Genomic DNA, 23325 nt, shown 5'->3' on the forward strand with positions numbered 1-23325 from the left:
TTAATCCCTCCTTAACCGCCTTGTCGTCTATTCCCCCCCGAATCCCCCGGACATGCTCCAGACTCTCAAAGGTCCGGGCCAGCGTGTAGACTGGCGGGCACTCGAATCTTGAAGGGAAACGCGATGAGCGATGAATCCATGCGGTTGGGGCGTGAACGGCGCTACCTGGTGTTGTTGGGCATCATTTGCCTGGCGTTGATCGGCGGCGCGCTGTACATGCAAATTGTCCTGGGCGAGGCGCCTTGCCCGCTGTGCATCCTGCAACGTTATGCGTTGCTGTTGATCGCGATCTTCGCCTTCATCGGCGCGGCCATGCGCAACCGTCGCAGCATCACGGTGTTCGAAACCCTGGTGGTGATCTGCGCGCTGGCCGGCGCAGGCGTTGCCGGGCATCACGTCTATACGCAGTTCTACCCGGCGGTCAGCTGCGGCATCGATGTGCTGCAACCGATTGTCGATGACTTGCCGCTGGCGAAGATCTTCCCGCTGGGTTTCCAGGTCGATGGTTTCTGCTCCACGCCATACCCGCCGATCCTCGGTTTGTCACTGGCGCAGTGGGCGCTGGTGGCATTCGTACTGATTGTGGTGCTGGTGCCGCTGTTGACGTCGCGTAACCGCAAAGCGCTGCGCTGAGGTCATCTGCCGCCACACATTGTCGGACAAAAAAGCCCCGTTCCTTGTACAGAGGAACGGGGCTTTTTTTGTCTTGCCGAGCGTATTCCAGAGACCCGGTAAAAAGACCGTGATGTGAGGCAGCCAAGGGTGCGACATATGTGCGACATGTTGTCACAGAGTCGGTGTCGCAGGGCGTTCATGGAAGCCGGATTGGCACATGGAATCGTAACTAAATTGGGCTGTTTTGCAGGCTCCCGTTTTTTCCCGCTCCGAACCCGAACAGGCAGTTTTAACAGGGCCTGGCGAATGGCCGCAGTCCCCGTCATATCGGGCCTCTGGCAGGGTCAAGGGCAACAGGGAGGCCCCCGATACTGTCTGAACTGCGGGTGGAAGACCTACTTATTTTGGTGTTTTTGTTGAGAATCAATTTCGATAAGATGCGCCACTTTTGCGAAAATGGTGAATGATTGTTGCCGGTTCGGATAAAAATTATTTCGGGATGAGACATGGTTTATAAAACGCTACATATCTACAATCGCCCGCACTGAATTCCCGACGCTGCTCAAATCTTAACCAGGTGTGAGCAGGAACAGGGTGTCGAGAGGTCTGGTGGCTTCATGCGATGCCCAGGTGTCGGAGCCTCCAACTACCCGCACCAAATGGAATTGGTCTGTAACAAGGCCTTTGACCACGAATTCGAATAAGAACTCACCGCAGGCCCGGGATTTGTCGTACAGCGTCTGACGCACGACGGGCATGCCCTTATTCAATCCAAGAAAAATGCCAACCCTTGGCAGGGTGAAGTGTTGGCGATCAAAACCCAACTGCATTGCGCAAGCTGCTTTAGAGGTCGTGAGATGAGTAAAAACAGGTACCCCAGACTACTAGGCTTATTGCCGCTGATCGGCACGTTGTTGCTGTCAGGCTGCAACATGACCTTGCTCAATCCCAAGGGCCAGGTCGGTCTGGACGAGCGAAACCTGATCATCACCGCAACGCTGCTGATGCTGTTGGTCGTGGTTCCGGTCATCGTCATGACCTTCCTGTTCGCCTGGAAATACCGCGCGTCCAACACCAGCGCCACCTACACCCCGAAATGGAACCACTCCACCAAGATCGAGATCGCGGTGTGGGCCGTTCCAGTGCTGATCATCATTGCCCTGGGTTACGTCACCTACAAGTCGACCCACGCTCTGGACCCGTACAAGCCGCTGGAGTCGGATGTGAAGCCGGTGACCATCGAAGTGGTCGCGCTGGACTGGAAATGGCTGTTCATCTACCCGGAACAAGGCATCGCCACGGTCAACAAGATCGTGTTCCCGGCGCACACCCCGATCAACTTCCGCATTACCTCTGACGCCGTGATGAACTCGTTCTTCATCCCTGCGCTGGGTGGCCAGATCTACGCGATGGCGGGCATGCAGACCAAGCTGCACCTGATCGCCAACGAAAACGCTGAAATGGACGGTATCTCCGCCAACTACAGCGGCGCTGGTTTCACCGGCATGAAATTCAAAGCGATCGCAACTTCCCAGGAAGATTTCGACGCCTGGGTAAGTGAAGTCAAAAAGGCACCTAAACAGCTTGAACAAGCTGAATACGCAGCCCTTGCCAAGCCAAGCCAGAACAACCCAGTCGAGCTCTACTCCTCGGTGACACCGAACCTGTTCCAGACCATCGTCGACAAGTACGAAGGCATGAAACCGGGTCCTAAGGTGCACCACGAGAAGAAAGAGAAAGAAGTGGCCGCTACGGACATGAACTCGCATTCAGCTGCCGGGGCAGAGGAGTAAACGATGTTTGGTAAATTAAGTTGGGAAGCGATCCCGTTCCACGAGCCGATCGTCATGGTGACCATCTCCATGATCGCGCTCGGTGGTCTGGCGTTGTTCGCTGCAATCACCTACTTCAAGAAGTGGACCTACCTGTGGACCGAGTGGCTGACGTCGGTCGACCACAAGAAAATCGGCGTGATGTACATCATCGTCGCCATGGTCATGCTGCTGCGCGGCTTTGCCGACGCCATCATGATGCGTACCCAGCTGGCCATGGCCACCGAGGGTTCGCCTGGCTACCTGCCACCTGAACACTATGACCAGATCTTCACCGCTCACGGTGTGATCATGATCATCTTCATGGCGATGCCATTCTTCACCGGCCTGATGAACCTTGCAGTGCCGCTGCAGATCGGCGCGCGTGACGTTGCCTTCCCATTCCTGAACTCCCTGAGCTTCTGGCTGCTGGTTTCCGGCGTGGTGCTGATCAACCTGTCCCTGGGCGTCGGCGAGTTCGCCAAGACCGGCTGGGTTGCCTATCCGCCGCTGTCGGGCCTGCAATACAGCCCTGGCGTGGGGATGGACTACTACATCTGGGCGCTACAGCTATCCGGTTTGGGGACAACGCTGACGGGGGTTAACTTCCTCGCTACCGTGCTGAAAATGCGTACCCCTGGCATGAAGCTGATGGACATGCCGATCTTCACCTGGACCTGCACCTGGGCCAACGTCCTGATCGTGGCTTCGTTCCCGATCCTGACCGCTACCTTGGCACTGCTGACCCTCGACCGTTACATGGATTTCCACATTTTCACCAATGAACTTGGTGGCAATCCGATGATGTACGTGAACCTGTTCTGGGCCTGGGGTCACCCTGAGGTGTACATCCTGATCCTGCCGGCGTTCGGTATCTTCTCCGAAGTCATCTCGACCTTCACCGGCAAGAAACTGTTCGGCCACCACTCGATGATCTACGCATCGGGCGCGATCTCGATCCTGGGCTTCATGGTTTGGCTGCACCACTTCTTCACCATGGGTTCGGGTGCCAGCGTCAACGCCTTCTTCGGTCTGGCGACGATGCTGATTTCCATCCCGACGGGTGTGAAACTGTTCAACTGGCTGTTCACCATCTACCAGGGCCGTCTGCGTTTCACCAGCCAGGTGCTGTGGACCCTGGGCTTCATGGTGACCTTCGCCATCGGCGGCATGACCGGCGTACTGCTGGCCATCCCGGGTGCTGACTTCGTTCTGCACAACAGCCTGTTCGTGATCGCGCACTTCCACAACGTGATCATCGGCGGTGCGGTATTCGGTTACATCGCAGGTTTCGCGTTCTACTTCCCTAAAGCGTTCGGCTTCAAACTGCACGAAGGCTGGGGCAAGGCTGCATTCTGGTTCTGGATCTCGGGCTTCTTCGTCGCGTTCATGCCGCTCTATGCACTGGGCTTCATGGGCATGACCCGTCGTCTGAACGCCACTACCAACCCTGAGTGGGTGCCGTACCTGTACGTCGCCATGTTCGGTGCGGTGATGATCGCCGTGGGTATCGCTTGCCAGCTGATCCAGCTGTACGTCAGCGTGCGTGACCGCAACAAGCCGGAAAACATGTGCGAACACGGTGACCCGTGGAATGCACACACCCTGGAATGGTCGACCTCGTCGCCACCTCCGTTCTACAACTTCGCTGTGCTGCCTAAAGCCGACGTTGTCGACCCGTTCACCGAAGCCAAGGAAAACGGCACCGCGTACAAGGTTCCGGCCAAGTACGAGCCGATCCACATGCCAAACAACACTGCGACCGGTGTGGTGATGGGCGCGCTGTTGACCGTGTTCGGTTTCGCGATGATCTGGCACATCTGGTGGCTGGCGATCGCGAGCCTGGCAGGCACCGTGATCTACTTCGCGATCCACGCGGCCCGTGATGATCAAGGCTATATGGTGCCGGTCGACGTGATCGAGCGCATCGAAGCCGAGCAGCACAAGCGTCTGGTTGCGGCAGGGAAAATCCCGGCCACCGCCACCCGTGTTGAAACCTCGTTGGAACAGGCTTAAACCATGTCGAACTTAGTGACCAATGCTGGACACACCCATGTCGATGGACATGGGCATGATGACCATCACCACGACTCGGGCGAGATGACCGTATACGGTTTCTGGCTCTACCTGATGACCGACTGCATTCTTTTTGCGTCGATCTTCGCGGCGTACGCGGTACTGGTTAACAACGTAGCGGGTGGCCCGTCGGGCCACGACATCTTCGAACTGCCATACGTACTGGGCGAAACCGCTCTGCTGCTGTTCAGTTCGATCACCTACGGCTTCGCCATGCTGGCGTTCTTCCGTGGCAACAAGAAGCAGGTCCTGGGCTGGCTGGCCATGACCTTCCTGTTCGGTGCCGGCTTCATCGGCATGGAGATCAACGAGTTCCACATGCTGATCTCCGAAGGCTACGGCCCGAACCGCAGCGGCTTCCTGTCCGGGTTCTTCACCCTGGTCGGCACCCACGGTCTGCACGTGACCAGCGGTCTGATCTGGATGGCGATCATGATGTACCAGGTGCAGAAAAAAGGCCTGACGGCGACCAACCGGACCCGTCTGAGCTGCCTGAGCCTGTTCTGGCACTTCCTGGACGTAGTGTGGATCTGCGTATTCACCGTTGTTTATCTGATGGGGACTATGTAAATGGCTAATGCAGCTCATTCCCACAATGGCCATGACAGCCACGACGCCGGTCACGGCAGCGTCAAGTCCTACGCCATCGGCTTCATCCTGTCGGTGATCCTGACCCTGATCCCGTTCGGTCTGGTGATGTACCCGACGCTGCCGAAGTCGATCACCCTGATGATCGTCGTCGCGTTCGCAGTTATCCAGGTGCTGGTGCACCTGGTGTACTTCCTGCACCTGGACCGTTCGGCCGCACAGCGTAACAACGTGATTGCGTTTGTCTTTGCCGCGATCGTGATTGTCCTGCTGGTTGGCTTGTCGCTGTGGATCATGTTCAGCATCCACACGTTCATGATGGCGAAGTGAGGTAGATCCGCATGTCCCTTAAGCACTTTATCCAAATCACCAAACCGGGGATCATTTTCGGTAACGTGCTTTCTGTGGCAGGCGGATTTTTCCTGGCCTCCAAAGGGCATGTCGATCTGGCCATCTTCCTGGCCGCCATGATCGGCACGTCCCTGGTGGTTGCCTCCGGTTGCGTGTTCAACAACTGCATCGACCGCGACATCGACCTGAAAATGGAACGCACCAAGAACCGGGTGCTGGTCCAGGGCTTGATCTCCCTGAAACTGGCTCTGGCTTATGCGACCGTCCTGGGTGTCGCTGGCGTTGCCCTGTTGTACAAGGTGGCCAACCCGTTGGCCGCGCTGTTCGCCGTCATCGGCTTCGTGATCTACGTCGGCTTCTACAGCCTGTACCTCAAGCGCAAGTCGGTTCACGGCACGCTGGTGGGCAGCCTGTCGGGCGCCATGCCGCCGGTCATCGGCTACGTCGCGGTGAGCAACACCTTCGACATGGCTGCGCTGACCCTGCTGGTGATGTTCAGCCTGTGGCAGATGCCGCATTCCTACGCCATCGCGATCTTCCGCTTCAACGATTACCTGGCCGCATCGATTCCGGTGCTGCCAGTGAAACGCGGGATCGAAGTGGCCAAGAAGCACATCCTGATCTACATCCTGGCCTTCCTCGTGGCGACCTTGATGCTGACCTTCAGCGGCTACGCCGGCATGAGCTACCTCGCCGTCGCCGCGGCCATGGGCATGTACTGGCTGTACATGGCCTGGACCGGCTACAAGGCAGTGGATGATACGGTCTGGGCACGCAAGCTGTTCGTGTTCTCGATCTTCACCATTACCGCGTTGAGCGTGATGATGTCCCTGGACTTCAAAGTGCCGACCGAGTTGCTGCTGACGTACGCGCCTTAAGCGTCGGATGCTGTAAAGAAACCGTCCTTCGAGAGAAGGGCGGTTTTTTTTTGCTTTTTGGAAAAGCGATACATATGTACCGCACTAAATTGTTTGGGTGCTCGATAGTGGAGTGGCGCATTGAGGAACAACGCGCATAACCCATAGATGCCAGGAGGCACCATGTTAAATCTCGAACAAACCAAAACCATCTTGAATGCCGCTATCGGCAAACCATACAGCGAGTCACTGCGTGAGGCATTGTCGCAGCTCACTGGGCGCACTGTTCGCCCAATGGGTTTTGGTTTCGCCGGTACGGCGGATTTACGGCCAGAACGTGTGAGTCTGAACTTCAATGAAGATTTGGTGATCCATTCGTACGATTTTGGTTAAGCAAAAATCCCGCCCTTTGAGAGAAGGGCGGGATTTTTTGTCGGGCGTAATTCAGGTGCTACCGCCAATTTTGAGTTCTACGCCGCCCCCCTGTAGGAGCTGCCGCAGGGGGGGTATTTGCTTGACGCTGATTTTATGGTGGGAGCTAACCGACTCGCGAATTTGCTTAAGAAAAAATAGAGAGAGTTTCAAAATCTTAAGATTTTCCTGGCCCGCTGAAGAAAAAGCGCGGGGTCAGACCGGAAGTGAGGATTAGCGATATGCCTGCCTATGTACTGAAAAGCCCCGCATTCAAACGAATCGCGGGGCTTTTTCATTTACGCGCGGTTGTTACACGGCGCATCGAGCACCTTCACCACGTCATCGATGATCGCCTTGCTCATGTCCTGCAAAAAGTGCGAGGCCCAGGCGTGCCGGTCGGAGTCGCGAACCATGGCGGTGTCTGAGGCGAGCAGTTTGGCGAGGTGGAGCAGGTCGGAGGCGTGGTAGAGGGCTTCGATCACCGGGACACCGGCGTTGATGCGGAACAGCGGTTCGTTGGCGTGGTAGGAGAAGGGGGTGAGGCCGATGGTTTTCAGGTCTTGGGGGTTGGTCATTGGGCTTCACCTCCTGTTGGGCTGGAGGTGGAGGGGCGTGACTGGTGTAGCAGACGGATCGATAGCGTTCATTTGTAACTCCTGCATAAGTGAAGCTGTCCCGTTCGTTCTCAGGCGAATGGGTGGTAGCTGTGCGCAGGCTGAGAAACCGGAGATGCAGGACCCGGCAGACCCTAAGGTCTCCCACACACAGCCGCCATAGCACGAAAATTCAGGCGTAAAAAAACGCCAACAATCGTGGGGCGTAGCTGCGTGGCATCTTACTCGGGTTCTCAGGCCCGGTCGCTGAATTGGCAGCGACCGGGCGAAGTTAGCCGGCAAGGATGGAGTCGGCAATCGTAGCGATCTGCTGGCCGGGGGATGGCCGGGACACCACAACCCCTGTGGGAGCGGGCTTGCTCGCGAAGGCGGTGTGCCAGGCAACATTGATGCTGGATGTGACGGCCTCTTCGCGGGCAAGCCCGCTCCCACATTGGATTGGTGGTGCCGCCAATTTTATGTACGACGCTGACCTCCTGTGGGAGCGGGCTTGCCCGCGAAGGCGGTGTGCCAGGCAACATTGATGCTGGATGTGACGGCCTCTTCGCGAGCAAGCCCGCTCCCACAGGATTGAGAGCAGTCAGTTATTTATGGGGTTTATCCAGCAACCGGAAAAACCGCTCCCGCACCTGCAGACTATCGCTGTGCGCCACATTGAAACGCAGGAACTGACTGGCATTCGGCCCTTTGCTCAGCAATGTCCCCGGCGCCAACACCATGTTGTTCTCCAGCCCTTGTCGAGCCAGGTTCTCGGCGTGCAAGCCCTCGGGCAACCGCGCCCAGATAAACACGCCTTCACCGGGCAACGAGGAAAGCGAACACCCGGCCTCCGCCAACCAACTGGCCACTCGGCTGTTGGATTCATACAACCGATCCACCGTGCGCCGCGCATGCTTGGCGTAGCTGCCGTCGCTGAGCATGGTGCAGGTGATCTGCTCCGCCAGTTCCGAGGTCACGCCGCCGCAGGCCATCTTCAATGCGACCATCCGCGCCGCCAGTTGTGGTGAGAGCACGGTGTAGCTGACGCGGCTGTTGGCGGTCAGGGTCTTGGAGAAGCCGGAGACATAACTCACATTGTCCAGCCCGCTGGCCGCCAGGCGCGGGGTGCGGCGTTGCTGGATGTCGCAGTACAGATCGTCTTCGACGATGTGGAAGCCATGGCGGTGGCTCAGCTCCAGCAAGCGGTAGACCTGGGCCGGGGTGAACGAGTGGCCGGTGGGGTTGTGCAGTGTGCTGTTGGTCATGTACAGCACGGGTTTGTGGGCGATCAGCAGTTGCTCGAGCGCGTCGAGGTCCATGCCGTCGCAATCCCGGGCGATGGTGATGACTTTGGCCCCGTGCAGCGCCAGGTTGGCGTGCATGTTGAAGTAGCACGGATCGTCGAGCAGTACGGTGTCGCCGGGTTTGACCAGCAGGCGCATCAGCAGGTCGATGGCCTGCATGGTGTTGGCGGTGGTGATGATCTGGTCCACCGGCGCTTCGATGCCGAAGGTCGCCAGTTTGACCCGCAAGGCCTGGCGCAACGGCACGTAACCGCCGGCCACGCCGTACTCGCCCATGCGCAACGAGGTCGCTCGCAGGGTGCCGCGCACGGCTTTCTGCAATTCTTCGGCGGGCAGCCAGGAGGTCGGCAGGAAACCGCAGCCGGGGCGCAGTGCGCCGTTGTCCAGCAGCAGTGCGCGGCGTACCACGCTCAGGGTGTCCTGGGGTTGCAGGTCCGGGCCGGTGCCACTTTTCAGCGCCGCTTCGGAGCGATGCACGTAATGCCCCGAGCCCTGGCGCGACACCACCAGTCCCTTGGCGCGCAAGCGGTCAAGCGCATCGACCACTGTGGATTTGCCCACGTTCATCAAGTCGGAGAGTTCGCGAATCGGCGGCAGCTTGGCGCCGTGGGGCAGGCCACCGGTGCTGATCGCCTGCGTCAGCTGATCGACGATCTGCTGCACCAGCGGTGCGCCGGGCTGAAATTCAATGGCTTTGATGACTGCACGTTGAACCTGCATTTTACTGGTCTCTCCGGCAGTAAAGTTCGTTGGATTCTATACGAACTTGCCCTGATCAGGACAAGCCTCTCTCTCTACCATGCCCTTACAGACTTTTCTGAATGTCGGCCTTTGTTGGCGGGCGTTCATCCGGTTCCTGAGGTGCTGCATGAGTGTCGAAACAACGGTCGCGGTGGCCAAGCCGGTCATTAACCTGCGGTTATTCACGATCCGGATCATCACGGCTGTTTCGCTGTTCGCAGTGCTGGGCAAGGCCAACGTCTGGCTCGACACGGCCACCAACAGCATCCTGGCCCTTGGATATCGTGCCTTGTTGCTGTTGTTGCCCCTGACTTTACTGGTGCTTGGCCGCCGCTCCCTGAGCGTCACGCTGTTGTGTGCCGGCCTTGGCCTGGTGCTGCTGGCGCTGACCAGCAATCAAGGCATGGTGATGTTTGCTGCCGCACTGTTTGCCTATGGCATTGCCATTGCCGGCTACCTGATCAAGAGCGAAGCGGCCCAGACCAAGGAAGGCGCGGCCTACAACCGCGTGGCCATGAACATGGGCAGCCTGGTGGCCGGTTTGATCCTGCTGTCGCCGCTGCTCACGCCAACGATGTTTTTCCTCGGTGCGGCGGCGTTCGTGTTGCTGTGCCTGCCGATCGCCCTCGGCGCGACTTTCACCAGCGAACCGTTGATATCCCGTCCGGCCAGTCAGGTCGGCAGCAGCTGGGGCAACAAACTGCCGTGGGTGATCGCCGGGATCATCATGGGCATCAAGCTGTTCGGGGTGTTCTCGATCCTGCCACAGGCGATCCTGCTCAAGACCGGCGAGCTGCCGGCCTGGTACGGCTTGATGCTGATCCTCAACAGCGCCGTGGTGGTGTTCGCCCAGGTGCCGGTGATGAAGCTGATCGAGCGCACCGGGCGCTTCAAGGTCGTGGCGGTGATCGGGATCATCGTCGTCGGCTTTGCCGTGTTGTCTTCGCCAGCCGCGTTCCACGTCGAAACCCTTGTCGGGGCGCTGATCTGGGTGGCGTTGCTGTCGATCGCCGAATGCGCCTTCAGCTACCTCGATTACTTCTCGGTCAAGCAAAACAACATGTTCGTCAAGGAAGTGTCCCTGGGTGTGGGGGCCGGGCTGACCGTGTTGATCATGCGAGTGGTGCCGGCGCCGTACAACGCGCTGGTCCTCGCCGCCATCGGCGCCGGCGGGATCCTGGCCTGGTACTGGCTCAACCGTCAATCCAATGCGTCGTTGCATGACTGAGTCATCGCCGTTGCGGGTTTCACTTTGCAGGTCGGGGGCATTATGAATACGACTTCATGCGTGGTAGTGGTCGGTTACAACGGCAATCGGGTTCACGACATCCAGAAACTGCGCGAGTTGTGCAAGTCGCTCTACAACGCCAGGCTCATCCTGCTGGTCGAGAAGATTCAGCCCCATGACGACCAGGTGGCCGATCACGTCTGCAGCACTTCGCTGGCCGAGAAAGACGTGGCGGCGTCCCTTGAACTGGTGGTGGGGTGCCTGAATGCCGACAGCTGGAAGCTGATCGGCGTACTGCCGTTCTCCGATCGCGGCGTGCTGCTCGGTGCCGCGCTGGCCAGCCACTTCGGCCTGCCGGGCATTACCCCGGACGAAGCGCGGGCGGGCCTGGACAAGCAGATCTTTCGCCGTCTCGAAGCCACGGCCAGCCGTTCCCCCGAAGATTACCGGCCGGTGATTTCCGTGCGGGTCGAAAGCCTGCCGGAACTGCGCCAGCGCGTCGTCGAACTGGGCGGCAAGGCCTTCATCAAGCCAGCCTGCGAAGGGGCGAGCCGAGGCTGTCGCGTGATCCATCACCCTTCGGAGTGCGATGACGCCTGGCTCGCCCTCAAGCCCTACCGCGAAGGCGGCATCGTTCTTGAAGAGCTGGTGCAGAACGCTCGCGAATACAGCTGGGACTGTGTGGCCGGCAGCACCTGGGTGACTGAAAAAACCACCACCGAAGGCGCCTACCGCGCCGAGATCCAGCAAGTCGTGCCCGCACCGCTGCCGGCTGAGGCCCAGGCGCGCTTGATGGCTGCCGGTCGGCATATGGCGGGTCTGGTGTCCCGGGACAACGGTGCCTGGCACAACGAAGTGTTCCTGCGCCGCGACAACCTGACCAGCGCTGTGGAAACCAACATGCGCCCCGGCGGCATGCACATCTGGGACCTGGCCAAGCGCGCCTTCGTCAATTTCGATCCGTGGGAACGCTGGGTGCGCTGGGCGGTGGAAGGCAAGACCGAGCAGCATGAGCCAGTGGCTCGCGGCTACTGCGGCATTCGCCTGCTCCGGGCGCCGGCCGGCGGCATCCTGCGGGCAACGCCAGACATCGAGGCCCTGGCCCGCGCTCTGCGCATCGACCTGGTGGAAGGGCAGTACGCCAAGCGCATCGGCGACTCGGTCAGCGCGCTGGTCAAAGACAACTTCTCATTCATCGGCCACATCGTGTTGTTCAACGAACACTACGGGCAACTGAGCCACGACCTGTTGCGCCTGGCCGAGTCGATTGAGTCACGCATTGAGGTGACTTGCGTGGTACCGGCCACCCGCGCCGTGTGCTGAGCCCGCAAGCACCCGTTTTTTGCATTACTGATTAAGAGGGTTCGATCAATGATCCAGCACATGACCTGCGATGAACGTTTCATCGCCCTGGCCAAAGAGTTTGGCTATGACATCTACGGCGAAAACACCGCAGGCGGGCATTACGCGCCGCTGATTCGTCATCACGATGAGCTGTATATCAGCGGCCTGGTGCCACGCATGAACGGCAAGATCCATTACCCCGGCCGCGTCGGGCTGGACCTCAGCATGGCCGATGCGCAAGCGGCCGCCAGCATCAGTGCGATGCGCGGGCTGGCGTTGATTGTCGATGCCATCGGTTCGCTGGACAAGATCAAGTCATTGATCCGGGTAACGGTCTATGTGAAGTCCACGGCGGACTTTGTCGACTTGAGCGAAGTGGCCAACGGTGCTTCGGATGTGTTCAGCCACGTCTTGGGCGATGCTGGTAAACATACGCGCACTACAGTCGGCGTTTATCAATTACCGAAGAATGCCGCGATAGAAGTTGACATGATTGCCGCCTTGCGCCCATCGGTTTTGTAAATTAATTCCACACTTTACAGCGCTGAACCCTATCACTTAAGGTTTAGCGCTAAAGTGTGTGAAATAAAAAGAAAGGACGTGCGAATGGATAGCTTTCAAGGTGCGTTTTTTTCATACAAGGACTTTCGTCAGAGCCTGCATCATCGACAGCAAAGTGCCAAGGTGTGGAAAGGCACCGAACTTGCGGATATGCGTCAGACCCTTGAGGCCAGCGATGTTGATATTGTCGCGCTGGCTAACGACAAGAGCATTGACGGCTGTGCAGTGACGCCCGGGATGGCGATTGCCATGCAATGGCTGAACCCCGGTGTAACGCTCAACGGTCATGCCCACTCCTGGTGGCATCTGTTCGTTATCCAGTGTGGCAGCGGCGTGCTGACCCTCGGCGATGCCGATGAGGTCAACGTCAGCAGCGGCGACGTGCTGCTGGTGCCGGCCTGGACCCGGCATGGCTTCGTCAACACCAGCAAACACGAGCCTCTGGCGATGCTCAACATGAGCAACATGCCACAAATGGCACTGCTCTCGAACTTTGCCGACAGCCATGGCCTGATCACCACCCAGCCGTAATTTCCCAACGCATCAACCCAGGGAGCCAACCTTCGTTGGCTCCCTTTTTTTGTTTTAGAGGCCTGCCCCTGTATCCCCATTTGCAGCACTTTTGGCTGCGTGTCTGCCGCTAAAAAACAACTTTCTGTATCGATTGAAACGGACAAATTCTGTATCTATTCAGCCTCCATTCAACTAACTACGATCACCTCCAATGCACGTTAATCCCTGCAGTCAGTGAATGGAGTGCTCTATGGAAAACAGGAAGCTCAAACTGTATATCGGCGCCGATCATGTCAGCGCTTTTGCGATGTCGGCTTTTGTCGCGCTCAAGGAAAAGCAACTTTCATTTGAACTTGTCACGGTTGATCTGAAGTCACGCGAAAACTATAGGGCGAGTTATCGCGATCTTTCGTTGACCTGCAAAATTCCCACCTTGGTTCACGACGATTTTGCCTTGTCGGAATCCTCGGCGATTGCCGAGTACCTCGATGAACTCTGCCCGGGGCATAAAAAACTCTATCCGCAGGGCCTCCAGCAGCGTGCCCGCGCCCGTCAATTGCAGGCCTGGTTGCGCAGTGACTTGCTGGTGGTGCGCAAGGAGCGCCCGTTTGACCTGGTGTACTTCGGCAAGAAAAACACCGCGCTGTCCGACGAGGCCCAAGCCGCCGTCGAGCGCCTGTTGTTCGTCGCCGACCATTTGCTGGAGGAGGGCGCCGAACATCTGTTCGGTGACTGGAGCATTGCCGACACCGACCTGGCAATCATGCTCAACCGCCTGGTTGCCAACGGCGACCCGGTGCCGGCACGGCTCCAGGCCTATGTGCGTCGCCAGTGGGATCGCGACAGCGTTCGGGCGTGGATGGACATAGAGCGCAAAGCGCCGGCCATCGCCTAACAACACTCAGGGCAACCACCAGGAGCGCGGCCATGCAAGGACTGTCGGAGCACGAACGCTACAAACCCTATAACTCACGCACCATCCGTGACACACCTTACTGGCACAAGCTGACGCCGGCGTTGCAGGAGGCCATGACCGTGGTGGCCCGGGTCATGCCGTTTCGCACCAACGAATACGTGCTGGGTACGCTGATCGACTGGAACAACATTCCGGACGATCCTGTTTTTCGCATGACCTTTCCCCACAAGGACATGTTGCTGGCAGAGGAATATGCCTCGCTCAAACAACTGATCGAACTGGATGACAGCGCGGCGATCAAGCGCCGGATCGAGGCGATCTGGCTGCGCATGAACCCGCATCCGGCCGGGCAGCTGACCCACAACGGCGTCACGCTCAACGGCAAAGTCCTGCCGGGCATCCAGCACAAGTACCGCGAGACCGTGCTGTTTTTCCCCGGTGCCGGTCAGACCTGTCACGCGTACTGCACCTTCTGTTTCCGCTGGGCGCAGTTCATCGGCGAGGAAGAACTCAAGTTCAACGCTCGCGAGTCCCAGGAGCTGGTCAATTACCTGCGGGTGCATACCGAAGTCACGGACGTGCTAATTACCGGCGGCGACCCGATGATCATGAACACTCGCTCGCTGGCCGGATACATCGAGCCGTTGCTGCAATTGCCACACCTCAAGAGCATCCGCATCGGCACCAAATCGGTGGCGTACTGGCCGCAGCGTTTTGTCAGCGACAAGGATGCGCCCGAGCTGCTGGCGCTGTTCCAGCGCATCGTCGCGGCGGGTAAAAACCTGTCGATCATGGGCCACTACAACCACCCGGTGGAGATCCGCCAGGCCATTGCCCGCCAGGCGATCGAGCGCATCCGCTCGACGGGCGCGACGCTGCGCATGCAGGCGCCGGTGATCCGCCACATCAACGAAAATCCCGCCGATTGGGCCGCGCTGTGGACTGAAGGCGTGCGGCTCGGGGCGGTGCCTTATTACATGTTCGTCGAGCGTGACACCGGCCCCAGCCACTACTTCGCGATGCCGCTGGCCCGGGCCTTCGAGATCTTCCAGGCGGCGTACCGCACGGTGTCGGGGCTTGCGCGAACGGTGCGCGGGCCGTCCATGAGCACCTTCTACGGCAAGGTGTTGATCAACGGCATCGAGACCGTCGCCGGGGAAAAAGTCTTCGTCTTGCAGTTCCTCCAGGCACGCAATCCGCAATGGGTGTTGCGCACGTTCTACGCGCGCTTCGATCCGCAAGTGACCTGGTTTGATGACTTGCAACCGGCCTTCGGCGAGCGTTCGTTCTTCTTTCAGACCGAGCTCGCCGCCGTGCCGGAATTGATACCGGTGTTGCTGGAAACGGCGTAGGAACATTCATGAGCAATGGGGAGATATGGAAATGAGCAGTATCCCGTTCGATCAGCGCGAGGGTGTTATCTGGCTCGACGGCGAGTTCGTCGAGTGGTCCCGGGCGCAGTTGCATGTGCTGACCCATGGCCTGCATTACGCGAGCACCGTGTATGAAGGCGAGCGGGTCTACAACGGCAGGATCTTCAAGCTGCGCGAGCACAGCGAGCGGCTGTACCGCTCGGCGCACCTGATGGACTTTGCCATCCCCTATGAGCTGGCCGAACTGGAAGCGGCGAGCCATGAACTGCTGCAACGCAACAAGGTGCTCGAGGGTTATCTGCGCCCGGTGGCTTGGCGCGGCAGTGAAATGATCTCCACCTCGGCGCGCTTCAACCGTGTGCACGTGGCCATCGCCTGCTGGCAGTGGCCGAGTTATTTCGACCCGGCGGCGCGCATGGCCGGCATCCGCTTGAAAACCGCGAGCTGGCGCCGTCCGCCACCCTGCTGCAGCCCGTTCGAGGCCAAGGCCTCCGGGCATTACCAGATCGCCACGCTGAGCAAGCACGACGCCGAGAACACGGGTTACCACGATGCGCTGATGCTCGACTGGCGCGGCCACGTCGCCGAAGCCACCAGCGCCAATGTGTTCTTCGTCAAAGGCCGGACGCTGCACACCCCGCTGCCGGATTGTTTTCTCAACGGCATTACCCGGCAAACCGTGATCGAACTGGCCAGGGCGCTGGATTATCAGGTGGTCGAGCGGACGATTCTGCCGACGGAACTCGGCGACTTCGACGAGTGTTTTCTCACCGGCACCGCTGCCGAAATCACCCCGGTGCAGAGCATCGATGAGCGGCGCTATCGACCGGGCGACGCCTGCCGCGACTTCATTGCCGCCTACACCTCAACCGTAAACGCCTGATCAGCTGCCAGGAATCTCACCATGTCGGATCAAGGGATTGTTGCGTCTCAACCTTACATTTCGCTCGGCCATCGCCATGAAGAACTGTCGACGCTGGGCTGGACTGTGCTGACGGCGGACGAATTTGCCGATGATGTCGCCGGCACCTTGCAGGCGTTCGGTCGGATCATTCCGCAGTTCAACGGCCAGATGGCCTTTCCCATCACTCGCAAGCCAGGTTACGAAGACTTGCCGTATTCCCAGAGCATGAACGGCATTGGCCCACACACCGAGGCGCCCGTGTACGGGCCGCCGCCACGTTACCTGGCATTGCATTGCCATAAACAGGCGACGTGTGGCGGCGGGCACACCGGTTTGGTGGACGGCTACGAATTTCTCAAGTCCCTGGAGCGCAGTGAACCAGAACTGCGTGAGTGGCTGGATGACACGCCCGTAGAATTTGTCGCCACCGCCAAACCGGGCGAACCGGGACAACGGCGGGTCAAGGAGTACATCCTCACGCCCACGGAGGACGGGGATATTTTCCGCTTCAGTTACAACCAGTTTCACTATGGCGATGTAAATCCGTCCAGGGACGCCCTGCAGCAATCCCTGGTCGCCAACAGCACCTCGCCGCTGGCCAGGTTTGCCGCGCTCGGCGAAGCGTACTTCGTCGAGCACAACATTCCGGTGCTGATTCCCGACGGATGCCTGCTGATTTGGGACAACTGGCGGATGATTCACGCCCGCAGTCGTTACACTGATCCGGCGCGCAACCTGACCCGCTATTGGCTGGCCTGATTTTTCCGGCGCCCTTCATTCTTATGGCGTACCCCTTGGCGGGTACGCGTCTTACAGGTATCGCGTCATGCAAACAGCAATCGAGATCGCCCAGGTTGATCATCAACTGATCGTGCGGCTCAACCAGGCCTGGACCCGGCGCGCCTCCGTTTGTGCGCCGGACAGGGCCCGGATCACTGAAGAATTCGACCCGCTGCGCCCGGATTACCCGGAGTGCATGGTGCCGTTTTTCCATCACCCAAAATTCCAGGCCTTGAGTGACGAGCTCAAAAGCAGCGTGGTGACCTGGGGCTGGATCGGCTACAACCTGCGCACCGTCACCGCCGAAGAACACATTGTCAATCCGGCCCTCAGCGTCATTGCCAATCAGTACCTGGGCAAGGACGACTGGCATTTTCGCGAGGCCATGCAACAGACCCTGATCGACGAGCACTACCACACGCTGATGCACCTGCGCGCCATCGAACGGACCAGGCTGGAGCGGGCGCTGGATCAGAATCTGGATCTGCCGCCGTCCGTCACTTACCTGCGCCTGAAGGCCTTGCAGGCCGAACTGGCCGAGCAATGGCAGCGGGATCTGGCGGCGATCACCTTTGCGGTGGTGGCCGAAATCAGCGTCAACGCCTATCTGGATTTGCTGGCGGATGACCAGACCATCCAGCCGCAGAACCGCCAGGTGGCCGAGCAGCACAACCGCGACGAATACGCGCACAGCAAGGTGCTGGCTGAAGTGGCGAAGGTCATGTACGCCAATATGCAGCCGACCCAGCGGGAATTTTTCGCACGCAACCTGTCGGTGGCGCTGAGTGCCTTTATTGCTCAGGACTACTCGATGTGGGAGGCGATTCTGACCCAGCTCGGGGTCGAGGAGGCGACGTTGATCATTGCCGACACCCGAGAAAGCAACAAGAACGCGACCATCATGCGCGACTACAGCGGCCTGCATAAACTGGCACAGGACCTGGGCATCAGCGAGCAGATCGATTTCGACTTCCGTCCGACCCTCAAAACCACGGCGGCCGCCTGAGCCCGGAGGTGACTATGTCCACGCCTGTGTACGAAGTGTTCGCCATCCGTGTCGGCGCAAACGCCCAGCGCACCGCCAGGGAGAATTTTCTTTACGACGCCTGTTGCGGTGATCCGAATGCGCCGATGCCGCTGGATTACTACTTCTGGGTCATCCGCAACGAGCAGCAGGTGATCGTGGTCGACACCTGTTTCCAGCCGGCCACGGCGGACCGGCGCAATCGCCAGATGTACCGCCTGCCGGAAGAATCCCTGCGGCAACTGGACATCGATCCGGCCCGGGTCGAGCACCTGATCCTCACTCATTTGCACTGGGATCATGCCGGCAACCTCGGGCTGTTCCCGAAGGCGACCGTGCATTTGCAGGAAGCGGAACTGCGTTTTTGCACCGGGCCGAAAATGTCCCATCGCACGGTGAACAAAACCTACGAGGTCGAGGACGTGATGTCGGCGCTGCCGCCGCTGTTCGAAGGGCGGATGCGTTTGCACGGTGGAGTCGTCGAGGTGCTTCCCGGTGTGACCTTGCACCCGGTGGGCGGGCATACGCCCGGCAGCCAGGTGGTGCGGGTGAATACTGAGCGCGGCTGGATTGTACTGGCCTCGGATGCCGCGCACCTTTGGGTGAACATTCGTGAGCGCAGTCCGTTTCCGATCCTCGATGACCTGGCACAAACCCTCGAAGCCTTCACCGAGATCGACCGCCTGGCCGATGGTGAAGACCACGTCATCCCCGGGCACGACCCGCTGATCGCCGAGCGCTTCCCGCACTGGAATGACGACCCGCATATCATTTGCCTGCACCAACCCCCCCGGTAAATCCCGCCCCCCCTGTAGGAGCTGCCGAAGGCTGCGATCTTTTGATTTTCAAGATCAAAAGATCGCAGCCTGCGGCAGCTCCTACGGGTGGGATTGTGGTTAGTACTGGTTTTTTAGGATGTTGCCCAAGGTCGCCAACGCCTCATCGATCCGCGGCGAATACGGCGCGCCGCAGCCAATGCGCACAAAGTGATTGAAACGCTCGGTGTTGGAAAAGATATCCCCAGGGGAAATCTGGATGCCGACCTTCAGCGCCTCGTGAAAAAACGCCATGGATGAATGCCGGCGAGGCAATTCCACCCACAACAACGTGCCGCCTTGCGGGTGGGTCACGCTGGTGCCGATGGGGAAATAGCGGGCGATCGCCGTGCTCATCTGCGCGCGTTGTACGGTCAGGGTTTTCCTCAACCGTCGCAGGTAACGTTCATAAGACGCTGTGCGCATGAATTCGCTGACCGCCAGTTGCGATAACAGCTCGCACCCCCGCGACTGCGTGTGCTTGAGCATCTCCACACGGTCGTGCCATTTGCCAGCGCTGATCCAGCCCAGACGCATGCCGGGTGCCAGGGTTTTGTTCAGCGAGGCGCAATAGATCACGTTGTCGGTGCGGTCCCAATGTTTGAGCGTGGACAGCGGTTGTTCGGTGTCCACCAGGTCGCCGTAGGTGTCGTCTTCGATCAGCACGGTGTCGTGCTCGGCGCACAGTTTCACCAGCCGTGCCTTGTTGGCGTCGGGCATGATGCTGCCCAGCGGGTTTTGCAGGTTGGGAATGACGATCAACGCCTTGATCTGTTCGGGGCCTTGCAGCAGCAGCTCCAGGGCCGCCAGATTGAGCCCGGTGTGGGCCGAGGCCGGGACTTCCACTGCCCGCAGGCCCAGGCTTTCGAGAATTTGCAGCAGACCGTAGAAGGTCGGCGACTCCACGGCCACGGTGTCGCCGGGGCGGGTGACCGCACGCAAGGCCAGGTTGATCGCTTCGGTGGCGCCGTTGGTGATCACGATCCGTTCGGGGGCCAGGTGGGTCTTGCTGGCCAGCGCCCGCCGCGCCAGGAGGTGGCGCAATGCGCTGTTGCCGCAGGTCGAGCCCGCGGCGCCGAGCAGGCGGGTGTCGTAGCGCAGCGACTTGATCATGTTGTCTTGCAAGGTCTTCAGCGGATAAAGCTCCGGCGCGCAGTAGGCGCTGGCGAAATTGACCTTGATCGTTGCGCGTTGACTGGCTTTGAGCACCGTTGAGACCTGTTGATGAATGCCGACATAGGCGCTGGTATCCAGCGCTGGCGCCGAGGCAACCGGGGCGGGCCTGGGCAGGGTGTCGGGCTGGCGAATGTAGTTGCCGGAACGCGGTCGGGCTTCCAGCACGCCGCAGTCTTCCAGTTCCCGGCACACCTGCACCGCGGTCGACAGGCTGACGGCGTGTTTTTCCATCATCAAGCGGATCGAGGGCAAGCGTTCACCGGTTTTCAAGGTGCCGCTGCGGATAGCGTCCAGATAGTGATTGGCCAGTTGGCGATACAAAGGGGTCGTGTTCATGATGACCTCAGCAGTTGCACCACCGAGGTCTGGGCTGGAAAGTGAGTTGACGCTCCCCGCAGGCGGACCCGTGGTGCTCATGGGTAAAGGGAAGTGTTGTTCTGCGTCGATACTGGAAGAGTAATCGCGGTTTTGCCCGAATCACGGGCAATAAAAAGCCCCGCACGGATGGCGGGGCTCTTGAGTCAGTTGCTGAGAACTTTGTGGTAAAGGGGCTTGCCTGTGGCGAGGGGGCTTGCCCCCGTTGGGTGGCGCAGCCACCCCAATCAAGCTATTTGAGTCTTTCAGTAAAACCGCATTCACCGAGTTTACGACGGCTGCGCCGCCGAGCGCGAGCAAGCCCCCTCTCCACAGACAGTCCTCTGACCACAGGGCGCCTTACTGCGCGGCGATGCTGTACCCATCGAACGCCGTCTGCTGTTGCAGGGCGGTGATGATGTTCTTGCGGTTGACCGCTTGCTCGGCGCCGCTGTTGTCCAGGAACGTCTCGCTTTCCAGTTCCGCCTCGTCGCCTTCGCCCACGAAAGTGAAACCTAGGAACTCCAGGGCTTCACGGTCGACGTTCAGGCGCGAGCGCGGGGTGCGCAGCGGCAGGGTGACGCTGATGCCGTCCTTGCTGATGGTGAACACTTCGACTTCTTTCTTGGCCTTGGCGGCCTTGCTCTTGCCGCCGCTCGGGTTGCTGATGGCCTGGTGCGTCTGGTTCAGCACCTTCAGGGCCAGGCCGTAGACGATTTCCTGGAACGCCGGGTCGTCCTTGAAACTGGAGAGGATACGGCTGATCGGGAACTTGCTGCTCAGGTCTTCCAGCGCGGCGATGTCGGCGGCTTCGGCGTCCTTGAGTTGCTTGAGCTGGCCCATCAGTTCATAGGCCTTGTCGTCGTCGAAGCTGTCGTGGGCCTGCCGAATGGCGGCGCGCAGTTCGCGGATCTGGTCACTTTCGCGGGTGGACTGGAAAGCGTCCAGCACCATCTCGCTGATGGTTTTCGCCTGGGGTACGTGTTGTGAAAGATTGATGGAGTTTTCGTATTCCGCTTTGGACGACAAGGTGACTACGGATTCAGCGGTGTTGGAATCGGACATTGAAATTTCACTACTTTTTTCAGCTTGAATAGGGGCGAGAAAGCCCGGGGGCTTTTTCAGGCCGCCTAATCTATTGGACCGGGACCGCGTTGTCACGGCCCAATAGACGAAGCCCCTGTAGGAGCTGCCGCAGGCTGCGATCTTTTGATCTTGATTTTTTAAGATCAAAAGATCGCAGCCTGCGGCAGCTCCTACAGGGGCGCGTATTCAGTCAAGGATGCAGGAGTTTCTGCGCCCGTTTATCCGCCAGATGCTGAACCACCAGCCGTCCGATCAACACCAGCAACGTCAGCGAGATCAACAACACCGAGATCGCCGCGACGCTCGGGTCGACGTTATCGCGCAAGCCGCTCCAGATGCGCTTGGGCAGGGTGTCGACGTTGACGCTGGTGATGAACAGCGTGACCGCCACTTCTTCCCAGGACAGGGCGAAACCCAACAGCGCGGTGGAGGCCAGACCCAGTTTCAGGTTCGGCAGGATCACCATGAACGTGGTCTGCATCAGGCTGGCGCCAAGGTTGCGCGAGGCCAGTTCGATGCGCCGGTCGATCTGGCTGAGGGCCACCAGCATGGTCACTACGCCGTACGGCACCACCATGATCACGTGGGCAATCACCACGCCGGTCAGGGTGTCGTAGCCCATGCCCGGGGCGAAGCGACCGAGCTTGGTCTCCATGAAGTACAGCACCAGCGCGGAAATCACCGGCGGGATCGCCATCGGCAACAGCACCAGGCCGATCAGGGCCGTGGCCCATTTCGAGCGCATGTACCAGATGCCCAGGCTGAAACTCGCAGCCAGCAAGGTGGCGATGACGCTGGTGGCGAAGGCGATGGTCAGGCTCTGGCTGATGGCGTGGAACCAGTCCGGGTTGCTCACCAGCGCTTCGTAGTGGCGCAGCGACCAGTTGCCTTCGGGCATCGACAGGAAGCGTTTGCTGGTGAACGACACCGGAATGACCGTCAGCAGCGGGAACAGCATGAAGGCCATGGCGACCACGGCCAACAGCCGCGTACTCAGGCTTGTGCGATGGGTATTCATAGTGATCTCAGCCTACCAGTCGGTTGACGCGGGTCATTTTCAACAGCACCCAGATCAGCGCGCTGACCAGGGCCAGCAACACCACGCTCAGTGCCGCACCCAGGCCCCAGTTGCTGGTCTGGAACATTTGCAGGAACACGTACTCGGCAATCATCACCGTTTGCCCGCCACCCAACAGCACCGGGGTGATGAAGAAGCCCAGGCAGAACACGAAGACCATGATGAACGCGCCCAGAATGCCTGGCAGGGTCTGCGGCAGCAGCACTTGCCAGAAGGTGCGCAAGGCACCGGCCCCCAGGCCGCGAGAGGCCATGAGCACACGCTGGTCGAGTTGACGCATGGTCGACAGCAGCGGGAACACCGCGTACGGGATCATCACGTGGAGCATGCCGATGACTACGCCTATCTCATTGCGGCTCAGTTGCAGCGGCTGGTCGATCAGCCCCATGCCCATCAGCCCGTTGTTGAGCACGCCGTTGCTGCGCAGGGCGATCAACCAGCCGAAGGCCCGCACCAGCACGGAAATCCAGAACGGAATGAAGATGCAGATCTCCACCACGCGCTGCCAGAACGGCGGGCTGAACACCCAGCAGTAGGCCAGCAGGTAACCGATCATCAAGGCCAGGCCACTGACGGTCAGGCACAGGCGCAACGTGCGCCATAGCATCTCGTGGATCGCCGGGTCCGTGGCGATGCGCTGGTACTGCTCGATACCCGGCGTCGGCAGCGAGAAGCTCCAGCCGACCACGCCGAGGAACGGCAGCACGTAGAAGACCAGCAGCAACACCGGCAGCGGAAACAGCAGCAGGCCGCGCTCCAGGCCCGGCGAGCTGAAGCGGGGCTTGGGGGCGGTCAGGGTCGAGGTCAGGATGGTGGTCATGGT

24 protein-coding genes are annotated in these 23325 nt (G+C 59.6%); 17 read left to right on the forward strand and 7 right to left on the reverse strand.

All coding sequences use genetic code 11. From position 1 onward, the window contains the following. Nucleotides 1-123: 123 nt before the first annotated feature. A complete protein-coding gene (locus KW846_RS12260; RefSeq protein ID WP_007970367.1) occupies nt 124-633 on the forward strand; it encodes a disulfide bond formation protein B in 510 nt (169 codons plus the stop codon). Between the two features lie 551 nt (nt 634-1184). Here KW846_RS12260 and KW846_RS12265 read toward each other — a convergent pair. Then, on the reverse strand, nt 1185-1445 hold the full coding sequence (locus tag KW846_RS12265; protein ID WP_007970369.1) for a hypothetical protein: 261 nt from the start codon (nt 1443-1445) through the stop codon (nt 1185-1187). Nucleotides 1446-1472: 27 nt separating this feature from the next. Between KW846_RS12265 and cyoA the strand changes: the two genes are divergently transcribed. From cyoA to KW846_RS12295, 6 genes are all read left to right on the forward strand, one after another. Continuing rightward, the gene (cyoA, locus tag KW846_RS12270) at nt 1473-2408 is read left to right on the forward strand and encodes a ubiquinol oxidase subunit II (RefSeq protein WP_218480044.1); all 936 of its coding nucleotides are present in this window, start codon (nt 1473-1475) and stop codon (nt 2406-2408) included. A 3-nt stretch (nt 2409-2411) separates the two neighbouring features. Next, nucleotides 2412-4442: a cytochrome o ubiquinol oxidase subunit I gene (gene cyoB / locus KW846_RS12275; RefSeq protein WP_007970371.1), complete on the forward strand. Its 2031-nt coding sequence runs from the start codon at nt 2412-2414 to the stop codon at nt 4440-4442. A gap of 3 nt (nt 4443-4445) precedes the next feature. Beyond that, nucleotides 4446-5072 (forward strand): cytochrome o ubiquinol oxidase subunit III, encoded by a 627-nt coding sequence (locus tag KW846_RS12280; RefSeq protein ID WP_007970372.1) that lies wholly within the window; start codon nt 4446-4448, stop codon nt 5070-5072. Continuing rightward, nucleotides 5073-5420, forward strand: a complete 348-nt coding sequence (cyoD, locus tag KW846_RS12285) for a cytochrome o ubiquinol oxidase subunit IV (RefSeq protein ID WP_007970373.1) — start codon at nt 5073-5075, stop codon at nt 5418-5420. An 11-nt stretch (nt 5421-5431) separates the two neighbouring features. Then, nucleotides 5432-6319, forward strand: a complete 888-nt coding sequence (cyoE, locus tag KW846_RS12290; RefSeq protein WP_218482408.1) for a heme o synthase — start codon at nt 5432-5434, stop codon at nt 6317-6319. A 162-nt stretch (nt 6320-6481) separates the two neighbouring features. Continuing rightward, complete coding sequence (locus KW846_RS12295; RefSeq protein ID WP_218482410.1) at nt 6482-6691, forward strand: hypothetical protein; 210 nt, start codon at nt 6482-6484, stop codon at nt 6689-6691. A 317-nt stretch (nt 6692-7008) separates the two neighbouring features. Here KW846_RS12295 and KW846_RS12300 read toward each other — a convergent pair whose 3' ends face one another. Both KW846_RS12300 and KW846_RS12305 read right to left on the reverse strand, forming a co-directional pair. Then, nucleotides 7009-7287, reverse strand: coding sequence for a DUF3077 domain-containing protein (locus KW846_RS12300; protein ID WP_218482413.1), 279 nt, complete (start codon nt 7285-7287; stop codon nt 7009-7011). Between the two features lie 623 nt (nt 7288-7910). Further along, on the reverse strand, nt 7911-9329 hold the full coding sequence (locus KW846_RS12305) for a PLP-dependent aminotransferase family protein (RefSeq protein ID WP_218482415.1): 1419 nt from the start codon (nt 9327-9329) through the stop codon (nt 7911-7913). Between the two features lie 148 nt (nt 9330-9477). Between KW846_RS12305 and KW846_RS12310 the strand changes: the two genes are divergently transcribed. The 10 genes from KW846_RS12310 to KW846_RS12355 all read left to right on the forward strand — a co-directional run bounded on the left by KW846_RS12310 (nt 9478) and on the right by KW846_RS12355 (nt 18790). Continuing rightward, nucleotides 9478-10578 (forward strand): hypothetical protein, encoded by a 1101-nt coding sequence (locus KW846_RS12310; RefSeq protein WP_218482418.1) that lies wholly within the window; start codon nt 9478-9480, stop codon nt 10576-10578. A gap of 42 nt (nt 10579-10620) precedes the next feature. Beyond that, the gene (locus KW846_RS12315) at nt 10621-11901 is read left to right on the forward strand and encodes an acetyl-CoA carboxylase biotin carboxylase subunit family protein (protein ID WP_218482420.1); all 1281 of its coding nucleotides are present in this window, start codon (nt 10621-10623) and stop codon (nt 11899-11901) included. A 48-nt stretch (nt 11902-11949) separates the two neighbouring features. Continuing rightward, complete coding sequence (locus KW846_RS12320) at nt 11950-12444, forward strand: RidA family protein (RefSeq protein ID WP_046040191.1); 495 nt, start codon at nt 11950-11952, stop codon at nt 12442-12444. An 84-nt stretch (nt 12445-12528) separates the two neighbouring features. Further along, the gene (locus KW846_RS12325; RefSeq protein WP_218482422.1) at nt 12529-13014 is read left to right on the forward strand and encodes a cupin domain-containing protein; all 486 of its coding nucleotides are present in this window, start codon (nt 12529-12531) and stop codon (nt 13012-13014) included. Between the two features lie 232 nt (nt 13015-13246). After that, on the forward strand, nt 13247-13891 hold the full coding sequence (gene yfcF / locus KW846_RS12330; protein WP_218482424.1) for a glutathione transferase: 645 nt from the start codon (nt 13247-13249) through the stop codon (nt 13889-13891). Between the two features lie 32 nt (nt 13892-13923). Next, a complete protein-coding gene (locus KW846_RS12335) occupies nt 13924-15264 on the forward strand; it encodes a KamA family radical SAM protein (protein WP_218482426.1) in 1341 nt (446 codons plus the stop codon). Nucleotides 15265-15295: 31 nt separating this feature from the next. Further along, entirely contained in the window at nt 15296-16168 is an 873-nt protein-coding gene (locus KW846_RS12340) for a branched-chain amino acid aminotransferase (protein WP_218482428.1), read from the forward strand. 21 nt (nt 16169-16189) lie between these two features. After that, on the forward strand, nt 16190-16948 hold the full coding sequence (locus tag KW846_RS12345; protein ID WP_218482430.1) for a TauD/TfdA family dioxygenase: 759 nt from the start codon (nt 16190-16192) through the stop codon (nt 16946-16948). A 67-nt stretch (nt 16949-17015) separates the two neighbouring features. Further along, the gene (locus KW846_RS12350) at nt 17016-17975 is read left to right on the forward strand and encodes a diiron oxygenase (RefSeq protein ID WP_218482432.1); all 960 of its coding nucleotides are present in this window, start codon (nt 17016-17018) and stop codon (nt 17973-17975) included. Nucleotides 17976-17989: 14 nt separating this feature from the next. Continuing rightward, nucleotides 17990-18790: an N-acyl homoserine lactonase family protein gene (locus KW846_RS12355; RefSeq protein ID WP_218482434.1), complete on the forward strand. Its 801-nt coding sequence runs from the start codon at nt 17990-17992 to the stop codon at nt 18788-18790. A gap of 99 nt (nt 18791-18889) precedes the next feature. Here the strand turns inward: KW846_RS12355 and KW846_RS12360 are convergent, their stop codons facing one another. The 4 genes from KW846_RS12360 to KW846_RS12375 all read right to left on the reverse strand — a co-directional run bounded on the left by KW846_RS12360 (nt 18890) and on the right by KW846_RS12375 (nt 23322). Beyond that, nucleotides 18890-20320, reverse strand: coding sequence for a PLP-dependent aminotransferase family protein (locus KW846_RS12360; RefSeq protein ID WP_218482436.1), 1431 nt, complete (start codon nt 20318-20320; stop codon nt 18890-18892). A 378-nt stretch (nt 20321-20698) separates the two neighbouring features. Then, entirely contained in the window at nt 20699-21403 is a 705-nt protein-coding gene (locus KW846_RS12365) for a hypothetical protein (protein ID WP_007970398.1), read from the reverse strand. Between the two features lie 211 nt (nt 21404-21614). Continuing rightward, nucleotides 21615-22442: an ABC transporter permease gene (locus KW846_RS12370; RefSeq protein ID WP_015093575.1), complete on the reverse strand. Its 828-nt coding sequence runs from the start codon at nt 22440-22442 to the stop codon at nt 21615-21617. A 7-nt stretch (nt 22443-22449) separates the two neighbouring features. Beyond that, nucleotides 22450-23322, reverse strand: coding sequence for an ABC transporter permease (locus KW846_RS12375; protein ID WP_218482439.1), 873 nt, complete (start codon nt 23320-23322; stop codon nt 22450-22452). Nucleotides 23323-23325 lie beyond the last annotated feature (3 nt).

This window comes from Pseudomonas sp. PDM32, from assembly GCF_019219225.1.
Taxonomy (GTDB): domain Bacteria; phylum Pseudomonadota; class Gammaproteobacteria; order Pseudomonadales; family Pseudomonadaceae; genus Aquipseudomonas; species Aquipseudomonas laurylsulfatiphila.